This window comes from Gordonia jacobaea, assembly GCF_965344965.1.
GTDB lineage: Bacteria > Actinomycetota > Actinomycetes > Mycobacteriales > Mycobacteriaceae > Gordonia > Gordonia jacobaea.
This window is the reverse complement of record NZ_CBDRLS010000004.1, coordinates 54,799-68,219: the sequence shown is the minus strand read 5'-3', so window position 1 is coordinate 68,219 and position 13,421 is coordinate 54,799. Positions and strand designations below refer to the sequence as shown.

The 13,421-nt window shown below is 64.2% G+C and carries 10 protein-coding genes; 3 read left to right on the top strand and 7 right to left on the bottom strand.

Annotated features, from left to right (window positions below; translation table 11 throughout):
• Positions 1-113 precede the first annotated feature (113 nt).
• On the bottom strand, positions 114-1,505 hold the full coding sequence (locus tag ACRVY7_RS14350) for an MFS transporter (RefSeq protein WP_431817558.1): 1,392 nt from the start codon (positions 1,503-1,505) through the stop codon (positions 114-116).
• A gap of 121 nt (positions 1,506-1,626) precedes the next feature.
• Here ACRVY7_RS14350 and ACRVY7_RS14345 point away from each other — a divergent pair, with 121 nt between their 5' ends.
• Entirely contained in the window at positions 1,627-2,571 is a 945-nt protein-coding gene (locus ACRVY7_RS14345) for a LysR family transcriptional regulator (RefSeq protein WP_431817557.1), read from the top strand.
• 31 nt (positions 2,572-2,602) lie between these two features.
• Complete coding sequence (locus ACRVY7_RS14340) at positions 2,603-3,352, top strand: DUF2127 domain-containing protein (RefSeq protein WP_431817556.1); 750 nt, start codon at positions 2,603-2,605, stop codon at positions 3,350-3,352.
• 632 nt (positions 3,353-3,984) lie between these two features.
• Here ACRVY7_RS14340 and ACRVY7_RS14335 read toward each other — a convergent pair.
• The 5 genes from ACRVY7_RS14335 to ACRVY7_RS14315 are packed head-to-tail and all read right to left on the bottom strand — an operon-like array spanning position 3,985 to position 11,760.
• Complete coding sequence (locus tag ACRVY7_RS14335; protein ID WP_431817555.1) at positions 3,985-4,476, bottom strand: hypothetical protein; 492 nt, start codon at positions 4,474-4,476, stop codon at positions 3,985-3,987.
• The gene (locus ACRVY7_RS14330; protein WP_064870721.1) at positions 4,473-5,330 is read right to left on the bottom strand and encodes a ParA family protein; all 858 of its coding nucleotides are present in this window, start codon (positions 5,328-5,330) and stop codon (positions 4,473-4,475) included. The genes ACRVY7_RS14335 and ACRVY7_RS14330 overlap by 4 nt, the downstream gene beginning before the upstream one ends.
• Before the next feature lie 57 nt (positions 5,331-5,387).
• Complete coding sequence (locus ACRVY7_RS14325) at positions 5,388-8,315, bottom strand: Z1 domain-containing protein (protein ID WP_431817554.1); 2,928 nt, start codon at positions 8,313-8,315, stop codon at positions 5,388-5,390.
• Entirely contained in the window at positions 8,312-9,742 is a 1,431-nt protein-coding gene (locus ACRVY7_RS14320; protein WP_431817553.1) for an ATP-binding protein, read from the bottom strand. The genes ACRVY7_RS14325 and ACRVY7_RS14320 overlap by 4 nt, the downstream gene beginning before the upstream one ends.
• 41 nt (positions 9,743-9,783) lie before the next feature.
• Positions 9,784-11,760: a hypothetical protein gene (locus tag ACRVY7_RS14315; protein WP_431817552.1), complete on the bottom strand. Its 1,977-nt coding sequence runs from the start codon at positions 11,758-11,760 to the stop codon at positions 9,784-9,786.
• Between the two features lie 130 nt (positions 11,761-11,890).
• Between ACRVY7_RS14315 and ACRVY7_RS14310 the strand changes: the two genes are divergently transcribed.
• Positions 11,891-12,220 carry a cupin domain-containing protein gene (locus ACRVY7_RS14310; protein WP_049698866.1) on the top strand — a complete coding sequence of 110 codons (330 nt, stop codon included), beginning with the start codon at positions 11,891-11,893 and terminating at the stop codon, positions 12,218-12,220.
• Here the strand turns inward: ACRVY7_RS14310 and ACRVY7_RS14305 are convergent.
• Positions 12,201-13,382 carry a tellurite resistance/C4-dicarboxylate transporter family protein gene (locus ACRVY7_RS14305; protein ID WP_431817551.1) on the bottom strand — a complete coding sequence of 394 codons (1,182 nt, stop codon included), beginning with the start codon at positions 13,380-13,382 and terminating at the stop codon, positions 12,201-12,203. The genes ACRVY7_RS14310 and ACRVY7_RS14305 overlap by 20 nt on opposite strands.
• Positions 13,383-13,421: the final 39 nt, after the last annotated feature.

Below are 13,421 nucleotides of genomic sequence, written 5' to 3'. Positions count from 1 at the left end.
TATTCAGTTGTAGCCGTGACCCGAGTGCGGACACGCGAAGGTGCACAGGCAACCGTTCTAGTGTAGAGAATCGGCTGGCCAGACCCAAATCGATGGCCGCAGCGACCTTTGCGTCACCGCACGCGGTGCGGACGTACGACCATACCGAGAAGGGCTATCGCCGCCACGACGGCCGCGGCCATCATCGCCCACGCGGCGCCGTCGGCACCACCAACCGACGCCAACACCGCCCCGAGTGCGGCGACACCGAAGGCCCCGCCGAGTTGACGCGACGCACTGAACAAGCCGCCTGCCGTACCCGCGGAACCCGCCGGAGCACCCGCGACGACGAGCCCGGTTATCGGCACGATCACCAGCGGTAATGCCGCTCCGGCCATCAGCATCATCGCGATCAACGCCCATAATGGTCCGCCGACGAACATCACCACGGCGATCGCGACAGAACCCACCACAGCCGCGAGCTGACCGAGCACTGCAGGCAACTGCGGCCCACGTGCAGCGACCACGCGCCCCACAACCGGGCCGAGGACACAGGGCCCGAACGTGTAGGCGATGAGGACGAGTCCCGCACCCAGTGGCGACAGCCCGCGTGCGTTGATCAGATACAGACTCGCGACAAAAAGCGTCGACGCCATCACCACCTGAATTGTGAAGCCGTACAACGTTCCTCGCAGGATCGGCGGGATGCGAAGCAGACGCACGGGAATGGCCGGGGCGTCGCTGCGTCGATCCGACCAGTAGAGCAATCCGGCCGCGCACACCGTCGGGATCAGCGCCCACGCTGCCGTCGAGGATCGCTCCCCTGTCTCGATGATGACGACGACCACAAGCGCGAAGAACACCACCGCGAGTACCTGTCCGCGCACGTCGAGTCGCGCACCGCGCTCGCGTGCCTTCGGGTCAGCCGGAAAGTATCGACTCCAGGCCAGCGCGAGAATTCCCACCGGAACGTTGATCAGGAAGATCCACCGCCACCCACCGGCGGCGATGAGGATTCCACCGACGGTCGGACCTGCCGCGAAACCGCACCCGGTGACCAGCGCGTAGAGGCCGATGGCGCGGTGCCTGTCGGCTGCTTCTGGATTCATCCTCCCGATAAGTGCCAGCGTCGTCCCCGGGATCAGCGCGGCCGCAGCGCCCTGGAATGCGCGCAGGACGATGAGGATCAGCAGCGTCGGAGCGAGAGCGCACAACACGGACGTGACCACGAACGCAAGGACGCCGACCCGGTACGTACGCAGGGCGCCATAGCGGTCGGCGATCGCCCCGGAACTCAGCAGCAGTGCACCCAAGGTGACCAGGTAGGCGCTGACGACCCACTGTTGTCCGGCCACACTCCCACCCAGCGACCTGGCTATATCCGGCAGCGCGACGTTGAGGACAGTCGAGTCGACCAGCACCAACAGGTAGCCGAGCGAGACCCCGACGTTGCTGATGGTGCGACCACGCATGACCTCGCCCGAGCGGCGTCGTGATCTGGAGGGTTCGCGAGTTGTCGTTGGCACGGCATCAGGATGCTGCTGACGCCCGACGTCGATCGACCGGAATAGACGCAGGGAGTGTGCGGTTTTTCCGAACACCATCCGATGCGTCATGCCTCCCGGCCCCAAGCGAGGAGTAGCACTCATGGAAATCCGACACGTACGGACCTTTCTGGCGGTCGCCGAGCATCGCACTGTCCTCGGTGCCGCGGCTGCCCTCGACCTGGCCCCATCGTCGGTGTCGCAGCAGATCAGGGTGCTCGAACGCGACCTCGGAGTGCAGCTATATCACCGCTCGTCGAGCGGGATGCGCCTGACCGACGCCGGACTCGTGCTGGCCGCCCAGGGCCCCGAGTTCCTCGACCGCTGGGCCAGACTCGGCCGTTCCGTCACGGCCGCGGCCACGACCGCGCCCCTGCGTGTCGCGAGCACCGAACACATGGTCGCCACACAGATCCCCGGCATTCTGCGCGAGTTCGGCAACCGGGTTCCCGGCAGTACCGTCGCCGTGGACACACTCAGTGACCCCACGCGCGTCGTCGACGCGGTGGCGTCGGGCAGCGCCGACGTCGGACTCGTACTCGACATGCACGACGACGCGGCCGACCGCTGGCTCCTGCCGGCGACGCAGCGCACAGACGTCTGCTACGCCGACCTGGTCCCCGTCACCACCGCAATCGCGATGGCCTCGGGCCATTCGCTTGCTCGACACAAGCGCCTCACCATCGCCGACCTTGTCGGCGAGCACATCCTGAGCGGCCCCCGACGGTGCGCGACACACCTCGGCATCGAGGACATGCTGCCCGAACCGATGGAATCCATGCCGAGCCTCGTTGTCGCCTTCAGTTGGGCGGCAAACGGCCTCGGAGTGGTGATGGCCCCGAAGTTCGCCATCGGCCGTACGTCGGCCGCCGGGCAACTCGTCGCGGTAGATCTCGACATCGCGCCGCACACATCCTGGATTCGGATGGTGTGGTCGCCCGAGCGGCCGGTCGTCGGCGACTTCCGCGACCTGCTGTACGCGGCAAGCGTCGGAGTGAACGGCGGTGGCGAGGTCGCTCAACCAGGTGAGATCGCCGCGGCGTCGTGACCCGCCTGCCGTCGAGGGCTAGGCTGCTGCGGTGAATTGGGAACTGATCTCCTGCGGCCTACGCGGCCACGAGACCTATCGTCCCGACGAGTCCGACCTCGCGGATCATCTGCACACCGAGACCAGCGTCGGCGACGCGTGGCGGTGCCTGCGTTGCGGCGATTACGCCGTCGGCTCACCACGCAACAGCGGTCCCGCCGACCAGGCGCCGGAGGTTCCGCGCGGTCGGTTGCTGCGCGACCTCATCATCATGCGACTGCTGGCCGTCGAGCGCCTGATCCGCGGAGTCTTCCTCGTCATCGCAGGCATATTCGTGATCGAGCTGCGCAACAGCCAACAGACACTGCACGAGAAGTTCGACGCCGAGATGCCGCTCCTCAAACCGATCGCCGACCAGATCGGCTGGAACATAGACGACTCCAAGGTCGTGCAGTGGATCGAGAAGGCAACCACGTTGTCGACGGCGACCATCGTGCTCGTCGGCTGTGCGCTGCTCGCCTACGGAATCAGCCAGTTCGTCGAGGCGTACGGCCTGTGGTTCGCCAAACGCTGGGGCGAATACTTCGCGGTGATCGTCACCAGCATCTTCATCCCGCTCGAGGTCTACGAACTCGTCGAGAAGGTGACCGTGTTCAAGGTGCTGCTGCTCGCGATCAACGTCGCCGCGGTGGTCTGGCTCATCTGGAGCAAGCGCCTGTTCGGAGTCCGCGGCGGCGAGGCGGCCTACCGCGCCGAACACAGCGCCGAGAGCCTCCTCACCGTTCAGCGGGCGGCCGGCTGAGACAACCGATCCGGCTGCACTGGACGCGCGGTGGGCTAGGACCGTAGTCCGGCGTCGGCCGACTGACAACATCCCGAGTGTCCAAGGAGCGGCAAGGTTGACCTGCAATGAAGCCCGACCATTACGACCAGGAGCACCCGCGCGGCTCGAACCGGTGACCGAATAGCCCATACCCATCAATGGAACCCGGCCATGACGACCGCGAGCACCCGCCCATAGCGCGAAATGTGTGTCGTATCGAAAGATGTGGGTGCTGCAGCACACAGATCCTTCGAATCGACACACATCTAGCCCGGCCGGGATGCTGCCGTGCATATGGGTCGCAAGGTCTGGCTCGAGCCGGGGTGCGTACACAATCGTGACGTCAGCGGGGCGCCGAGGAGATTATTGTCTTGGCGTCGCGCTGACGACCGAGTTGTGTACGCGCGCTGCGGGTGATCTCGACAGGCTCGATCAGCGGGATGCGGCTCGATCAGCGGGATCGCGGCGCCTGTTACCTGCTCGGCAACTGTTGCACCTCAATGGAACCCGGGAAGTCATCCCAGGGGGCACACAACCACAGGACCTTGACGACAAGTCCCGTGGGCGATCCACCGCCCACTGTGCCAGATCTCAGCTGCTGGGGCCGTCCCCTACCGAAACACACTCCCCTTGTTCTCCGACGCCTCGACGCGCTCGACGATCCATGCGGTGATGACCGTTGGACTGCGTTTGCGGCTGGTCTCCTTGCGGGTGTCGAGTTCTTCCTCGGCGATGATGTCGCGCAGTTGCTCGATGTCGAGCTCGCTGAGCCGGGCCGTCAGCCCTGCGGGACCGGCCTCTCGATAGACCACGAAGGGGTCGAGAACGGCGGGCTGACGAACCACCTTCTTGCGCGGAGTCGAAGCACGTTTGCGCGGCGGCGCAGCGATTGTCGACGGCAACGCGTCGGAGCTCGGCGCCAACGCACTCACGACGTCGGCGAGTGCTCCCGCGAATCGCGACGAGCGTTCTGCCTCATCGATGATCACGCGCGTCAGACCCGCAATGATCTGAGCCGCATGCGGATTCTTCACATCGAGCTGAGCGAGGGCTCCCCCGATGGCCTGGTACTCGACGCGGCGGCGTGCGTCGTCGGAACTCATTGCAATTTCTCCTGAGCCTCGGTCATCACATCGGTCGTCAGACCGCGGAATTGGTCGAACTGTCCTTGGTTTCCGTACTTGCCTCGCAGCGTTCCGTAGGGAACGAACTCAGCGGACGCCGCAACGGAATTGGCCTCGTTGATGTAGCTGGGCAGCACGTGCGCAATGGTGGGATCGCGACGCAGCCGCTTCGTCGTGGCACGGTGGACCGCCGAGTTTGCCTTGTACTTGGTGATCACCACACCGAGTTCGACGATGTTTCGACCGATCTCGTCGCCAAACTTGCGCACCCTGTTCTGGATCTGAGGAATCCCGTAGGTGGACAGGTGATCCGGGATCGTCGGGATGATGTAACCATCAGCTGCGGCCAACCCGTTGAGTGTGACCGGACCGATCGTCGGCGGGCAGTCGATCAGAACGTAGTCGTAGTAGTCGACCACGGGAGCAATCGCCTTGCGCAGAAAGTCGACGCCGCCACCGGGATCAGAGCCGCCTACGCGCAGCGCGCTGAGTTCTTCCTGAATCTCGATCAGGTCAAGCGAGGAAGCGAGCAGGTCGACGGTGGCCACCCGCTTCACCGGCGATACCCCGCGCACGATCGCGTCGTCCAGGCGAAAGTCGTTGGTGCCATTGACCGCATCGCCGAAAAGTGATGCGAGTGTTCGGCCGTTGGTGTTCAGCGTGAACCACTGTTCCTCGCTGATCATCATGGTGGTCAGGTTGATCTGCGAGTCGAGGTCGATCAGCAGCACCCGCTGCCCGAACTCGGCCGCCATGAACTCTGCGAGGCCGCCGGTGACAGTGGTTTTGCCGACCCCACCTTTCAGACTGATGGTGGCAATCACCTTTGCCATGACATGAACCTTCCTTCGTACTCAACAAACAGTCGTGCGGCCAACAGGCCGGATCGGTCAGGCGTCGATGATCGCTCCCGCCCCCGAGCGCCTCGTCGTGAAGCCGATCTTCGGCGCAGGGTACGCGGCGTAGGGCAGCGCGTAGCTGAACAGTGTGGCGACGTCGCGCGGACTGACCTTGCCGCGCTTGACGTCTGCGAAGTGTCGGTCTTTGGGATCGCTCGCGAACAGCAGGATCATGGCGCCACGGGTCGGCTTCCGCAGTCGTTGCGCCAACGGCCCGCCGACCTGTTTCTTCGGGTTCCCCGCGATATGTTCGATCGCATCGCGTTCACGCACGGCGGTACCTGTGAAGCCCGTTCGGTACGCCGCCTCCTGTCGTCTGCGATTGACGAGCGGCAAGGGGTCGGCGACATCACCGATAAGCACGGGCGACTTCGTCTTCGGAATCGGTAGCAGGACAGCAAAATCCTCCAATACGCCGCGTTCCATCGCCCGTACAAACGCTTCACGATGCGGCGCGAAGTCCCAGTTGACGTCCCAGACGAACTGCTCAATGGCCTCCAAGACCTCCGATGCCGGCACGATGCCGTACCGGGCCTCGACGTCCCTACTGCGATCGTCTTTGTCGAGGAAAGAGAACGACCCGGAATCGTCGAGGTCAGCCAAGATCGGTTGCACCGCAGCGAAGTGCTTCATGTTGTTGGAACCGTCGTCGCGCGGGCCCTGCATGGTGAAGCTGAAGCTCTGACCACCGACACTTCGGTACGCCACTTCTGCGTTGTACATCTTGTTGGCCGCAGTCGGTTTGAGCCACGGCAGGCGCTGGAAGACCATCGGCGGAACGTCTCGCGGCGTCACCATCGGCTCGCCGTCAGCGTTGAGTCCTCTGAATCTGTTGAGTTCTTCGCGGAAGTCTTCCTCGTCGTCGACGATCGCTTCGAATGCACGGTAGAGGTCGAACAGCCGCCCACCAGGTCCGGGTACTTCCCGACCGATGAAGAGCCGCACCAGATCTCGATACCCCGGCCGGAATCCGAACCACCGACCCATCTGCATGAGTGTGTCGGCCTGGGCGGTGCGCCGGGTGTAGTAGGTGGTGGTGAGGCCCTCAACGGTGAACCCTCGGCTCAGCTTCGTGCCTCCGACGAGGATCTTCCACACCGGGCGCTCTTGAAAGTTCAGACGTTCCTGCTGGTAATCCTTGTCGGCGTCACCGTTGACGATGATGACCGGCTGCAGTCCCTCATCGATCCGATCACACGCGGCGCCGATAAAGGGTTCGAGCTGAGCAAAAGTTGACGGCGACACGACGCCCGGCTCCGCGCGCGCTGCAGAGACGACCCGAAAGTCGTTGTTCCACAGCTCTTCCAATCGTTCAAGGCCTGCCGGCTGACTGTACGACGCAGCCTTCCAGAGCGCCATGAAGTCTTCGGCGAGTGCGGAGTGTTCTGCCTGTTTGACCGACTCATGCACCAGCATGGTGTGGTGCCGGAAGTTCCCCTGCACCCCCTCAGCCTCACGGAACAGCTTGATCGCACCAGCCAACACGAACGAATCGAGCGCGCGCAGCCGCTCGGCGTCGCGATCCTCGTCGCACTGTGGGCGTAGGTCTCGCACGAAGGCCTTCTCGTTCGAGTTCGCAGGCGTGCGTTGCACGCCCTCCCCCAGATCTGCATGGCGGTCGTGGAAGTCGGTGCCTCCCATATAGGCCGCGGGACGCTCCAAACTGACAATGAAGTCGTTCGGAAAGATGTTCACCGCATCTTCGGGGTCGACGAACACATTGGCGAAAGGTGTTGCGGTGTAACCGATGTACTGCGCGCGCGGCAAAAGGTCGAGCAGATTGGCGATCTGCCTGTTGATTGCCGTGCGTTCGATCCGACCCTCCGCGAATTTCTTCGGGTTCTCGGTGTTCACCGACGCCTGGTCAGCCTCGTCGTCGATGATCAGCGTGGGTATCTGGTCGTGCGGTGTCGGAATCTTCGTGACATCGGCGACGAGCTTCTTGAGCACCGTCGAGTTCTTCTTGACCACCGCGATACGGACATTGCTGCCGAACAGGTTGGCGGGATCATTCAGCGGCACAGCATGATCGGCGAATTCGTAGTGCAGCGTGCCGATTCCCTTGGCAAGCGCCTTGTAGTCGTCGATCGCACCGGTGAGTCTGCGGACAGCCGGAGCGTCGTTGGAGTGATTGGGGTCGACGACGTGCTGCAAGAACTTGCCATCAAGCCAATCCTCGTCGTTCTCGTACTCAATCGGATCGATGTTCTGCATGCCGATCAATTCCATGTCGAGCCGACGTTGCGTCTGACTTCGGAGCAGTTCGATGGTCCCGGTGAGCACGATGATCAATCGGTAGCCCGCATCGATCGCCTTCGCGAGCACTCCGGTGAAGTTCGCGGTTTTGCCGCTCTGGACGTAGCCGACGACGAGCCCCTTGGACTGGTAGGGCTCCTCACGTGTCGGATCTGCAAGTCGGCGAACGACTTCCGTGCTTGCCGCATCGAGTCCATCGACGGTCTCCTCCGACCATCCCTTCGAGCGGAGGACGCCTCGATATGCGCGCCAGTAGAAGTCGTGTGCGTTTCGACGCTCCGCGGTGTACCACGGCTCCCACGGCTGTTGCGCCGCGATGACCGTCGGCCCGCCGGCAACCGGGTAATGCTCGGTCAGCGGAGCGAACGCGTCGTTCGGGATGCCGAGTGCCGAGTAGATCAGTTCACGACGAGCCGTCGAATTGGGTTCGGTACCTCCGGCCCAGTCCGCCGCGGCGTCGGCATCCCAGCGCGAGAGCGCAGACCGAACCGCCGTTCGCACTGATGTGACTCGCTCGTCGACCATGACATCGACCACGGTGGCCATGTCGACAGGGTCAAATCCCGCGTCCATCAGTCGACCCGATACCGCTCCGAGGAATCGCGCGGGAGCGTGATCAGGGTTGAACTCACGCGCAATGGCATCGATCAACATGTCGATCATCGACCGTTTTCCTCCTGGGCCCTCATCGCCGCGATCAACACGTGCTGCCACGCCTCGATCTGTTCGGTTTGCCTGGAACTATGCCGCACCGAGTCGAACATCTCCTGGGCAAGGAGGTAGGTCAGAGTGCGCAGCAGCGGAACGTCGTCATTGGAGCGACTGGTTCCGCCCAGTTGTCGACGAAAGCGGGCGTTCAGCCACAGCGTTCGAGCCTCGAGATCCACCTCGAAGAAGCGGTCGACGGAGAGCACCCGCCACCCGATGTCGACGGGATCCGCCGTGTCGGTGAACGTGAACGAATCGGCGAACTCGTCGGCGACTGCGTCGGGCAACCCCGCACCCGGCTCGACGACGGTGATGGGTCGGCGTTGCACACGACGCGCGGCTTTGGCCGCGGTGGCGGCATCGGCGAGATAGTCGGGCGTGAGTACTCGCCGCAGCGCGGACGACAACGTTGCGTCCACGGTGACCCGGGCCTTCTCCGGGTTGATGGTCATGTGGCGTGCGAGGGCGTCGTCGAGGTCGACTGCGACTCGCGCCAGGGCCCACTCCGGCCGCGGACGTACGACTCCGAGCCAGCCTCCCGATTGGAGAAGTCGATCGTTGCGGTAGACGAAGAACCCCTGGGCAGAACGGCCTGACGCGCCGTCGAGCGTGTACGCGGGCAGCGAGCTACGCGCGGGCCACACATGCAGGGCGACGGTGGAGCCCGACCCGACGTCGACCGTCACGTCCCGGGGGTAACCCGATGCGCCCGATCGCTGATATCCGAACGGATCGATAGCACGCACTGTCCGTGGCGCCCCTGCCCGCAACGTCGCGGTGTCATAGACGTCGATCGTCAGCGCTAGGCCACGTTCGATCAGGCGATGAAACACCAGACCGAGCCACGCCTGCGCGTCCTTGATCGCGGTCTCCAACCACACCGATTGCTCGGTGTGGTCCGACGTCATCGGGAAGGTCCGCAGACCGCGCCACTCGACGACGGTGCCCGTCTCGAACGGAAATCGGGGATGTGCCGCAGCCAATGTGGACTCGGCAGCGACGGTGGGCAATGACTCGACAAGCGGCACGTCACCCCGGCCCGCGACGCTGAGCCGTCGAGCAACCGCCGTGTGCCCCTTGGCCGACGAGTAGACCGTCACCTCATCTGCCTGACTGAGCGAGGCCGCCTTGAGACCAACTCCGAAATGGCCGTGTTCGTTGTCCCGGCGAACACGCTCCGTCCCGTAACGCATCGCAGCGTCGATGCTCACGTCGTCCACGCCTGCGCCGTTGTCGATGACCCGAAGTCCCACGGTTGCGTGACCGGTACTCAGAAATCGAATCAAGACGTTCCGTGCCCCGGCGTCAACACTGTTGTCGACCAGGTCCGCGATGGCGGTGACGAGCGTGTGGTGCAGACCGAGTGCACGTTGCACCGCCATCTCATCACTGCTTGCCGATGCGCCCCTTGTCATTTCGTCACTCACCGCGCCGAGACCACCCAGGCGGACTCGAGCAACGCGGCAACGACGTCGTCACGCGTTTGGTAGGCGCTGAGGATCCGACGCGGCTTGGTGCCAGCGGGCAACCCCGCCGCAACGGCGAGCAACGACGCCAGTTCGTCCTTGTCGACGTCGTCGGCCGAGGGATGGCCGACCAGCGCGAGCGCACGCCGAACAGGATCGTCGGAGATCGGCTCGACATACTTGTCGACGCCGAATGCGCCCTCATCCGAGCAGGTCAAGAAGATGGCTTCCCTTGGCTCGATTGCTGAGTCGACGAGAAACCGTCGAATCGTGCCGCACATCGGGTTGGTCCCGGTCCATCTGAGCGTTTGCGGGCCGAGGGGAGACGCGATGTCCCGAACCGTGCCGGGTCGGCAACCGAACGCGAGTGCGACACCCGCCGGAAGGGCCACCCCGGAACCGCGCAACTGATCGGGGGCAACCACCATCCGAAAACGCCACGAGTCGCCGATTCGGTAAAGGCGCCTGGTTCGACGAATGACCTTGCTGTTGCGATCCTCTGCCATTACCGACGGCTCCGGCGCCAGAAGGTGCCAGTGGCCGTCACGGTTTTCGATGCGAGCATCGTCTGCGAGCGCCCGCTCCACCGAAGCGTGTGACTTGTTGGTGTCGATGTCGTCGATCAGCTCCACTGTGGTCATGGGGCGGCCCGATGCCTCGAGAATGCCTGCGGCGTGATCGACGATCCGACGTGTGGCCAACAACGCCGCGCCATTGCAGAGCGGAATCTCGCAGTAGCGCAACCACTCCGCTGTCTGCTCCACGGTGAGTCGGAGGGTGTCGGCTGCGACGCCGAGTTCGACGACACCGTTGTCGGACTCGAACTGTTCGAGCATCGTGATCGTGCGGGCTTTGGCAGCAACCACATCGGGTGCGGCGGCCCACGGTCCGGTGACTTCGAAGTAATCGTCGAGGCGGTCGAGTGCCAGCCAGAGCGGGACGTCGAGCGATGGCACGGTTTCGGTCAGGACGGGATGAAGCTCGAGTAAGCGCTCGAGCGGCGCGACCGGTTCGATCTCGGTCCGGATACTGGCCAGCAAACCGCCTGCGGCAGTTCCGAAGTCGCAGGCCGCGGCGAACTCGTCCTTCACCTTCGCCGCGATGACACCCGCTCGGCTCTTGCTCACGTGCAGTCGGGTGCTCAACTCACCCATCGATATCGGGACGAGCGCCATGAGGTGGTGCCTCAGCACGATGTCTTCGCGCTCGTCGAGTTGTTCGACGAGGTTCTCGATCTCATCGATCGGATTGGCCTCGACGCGCACGTCCAAATCGGTGCCCGTCAGTGCCGCTATGCGCGCGGCCGTGTGCTGGATGACTTCAGGAGCGTCGTCCTCGATCGCGACCTCGATCAGCGCGTCCGAGGAGCGTCCGCGCAGCCGCCGCCACCGCGACAACACTGTGAGGTCGTCGAGCAATGTGGCGAGGGCCGGGTTGTCACCGTCGTCTTCCGGCTCGACGCCGTCACCGGGCACAACTCGTAGTGCCGCCCCGAGTACACCGGCGACGATCAGTTCCGCCGTCTCAACGCTCGTGCCCCGCACCTGAAGGATCGATTCGACGTCCGTCGCCACCAGCGCCGCCACAACGTCACTCGACGCCAGGCGCCTGACGACGGTCTCTGCGCGCGAATCAACTCGCAGCGCTGCGAGAGGGATCGAGGCGTCCAGAGTCGGAGCAAGGACCGAAAGCGGAGTGGTTCGGTGCCTGCTGACAACGAGCGCACCGAGGCGCCCCACCAGGTCGTCGAGAGGAACATCGGCAGCGGTGATCCGGGGCGAATCGGCTATCCACCAATCCGCGACTCCGGGAACCAACGCCTCGAGATGGGCAGCGGCGTCGGATTCATAGGAGTCGAGCCAGGGAAACAGATCGACCCAGGCAACGTCGCGCAGATCGTCAGGATCGGTCGCCGTGAGTCCCAACGTCGACATGTGCAATTCCTGACTCGAACCCGGTGACTACCCGCTGAGCATATCGAAGCCGTAATAGCTCCGATATCGGCCATATACTCATCGCCCTCCAATGCCACCCACCGCCGGGCGGGGCGTGCAATCGTGAGACATGGACACCACGCGACTCCCAGCCCTCGTCGACGAACTCATCGCCACGGCGCGCGACGCGCACAGTCGCCGCGCCGGGCACACGCTGCACGGCAACTCCGCGCGGCACCTGCGCCAAACCGTGATCGCATTGGCGGCCTCCACCGAACTCGGCGAGCACCAGAGCCCCGGCGAAGCGACGCTTCAGGTGCTCCGCGGCGACGTGACGCTCACCGCGGGCGCCGACGAGTGGCACGGCGTGGCCGGCGACCTCATCACCATTCCCGACGCCCGACACAATCTCCGGGCCAACGAGGACTCGGCTGTACTGCTCACCGTGCTGGCGAACTAGTCTCCGAACGTCGCGCTCCGAGCCATCGCCACCACCATCGCGCCATCCCGACGAAGACGATCACCCAGATCAGCAGCGCCACCCACGCCTCCCAGGTACCCATGGTCTTGATCCACGAGACCTGCCAGGCGATCCCCAACTGTCTGCTGGCCACCCCCCACATGCCGATGGGGAACACGATCGACCACAACGCGGTGCGAAATCCCGAATTGGTACCCGGCCTGCGCGCGTGCCAGATCATCAGTGCGACGAGCAGCGGTATCAACCACGTCCCGAAGATCCAACCCAACAGACAGAGCGTTCCGACGACGTCGTGCGAGACCAGCCGCTGCATGGCGCCCACACCGAGAACCTCTGCACCGGCGAGCACCGAAATCGCGCCTGCACCCATGAACACCCAGTACGGGGCGACCTCGTCGTCCGCCGACAGGCCGATGATGATCAGCCGCGCGGCGACCAGCACCGCCATCACGACCAGTATCAGCACACCGGTCCCCCACCACAGGGCGGCAACGACCGCATACCAGTCGACACGCTCTTTGGCCGCGAGCGCCCCGAATGCGACAGCAATCGACTGGGTTCCGACGACCATCAGAAACCAGGTGCCGTTGACGTGTGTCCAGGGCAGCGGGGTCGTCGGCGCCGGGGGATGCTCCCGCGACTGTGCGGCGCTGAAGAACGCGGCGATCACCGCGGTGTAGCCGAGTATCACCCACGACACGAGTGCGACGACAGCAAATGTGACTGCGGCCCAGGTACTTCCCGCCGCCAACGATCGCGCCGCAAGCACCCCGCTCGCCGCGGTGAAGGCCAACACTGTGAACCCGTCGGTCGCGATCTCGCGCCGCACCTCGTTGACCACGCCCGAACCGGTGAACCACCCGGCAATGGTGAACACGGTCAACGCGACATATCCGACCACAGCGAAAGCAAAGAGAATCGCCGAAATGAGATTGGCCAAAGTGGCGTAGGTGCCACTACCGAGCGACGCCGCATTGTGCATTGCCGTCGACACGATGCCGGTCGCCATGACGAAAGTGAACTGGCCAAGGCTGGCGTGCGGTACGCGTCGTCGGAGACGGGTGGGCGAATCGGGCGATACCGCACGCGAAACGTTCACACTGACCGACCTTTTCACGTTGTGACACAAGGACCTACACATTGCGAATGTCTATACCCAATCGAAACACGCGGAGCTCTC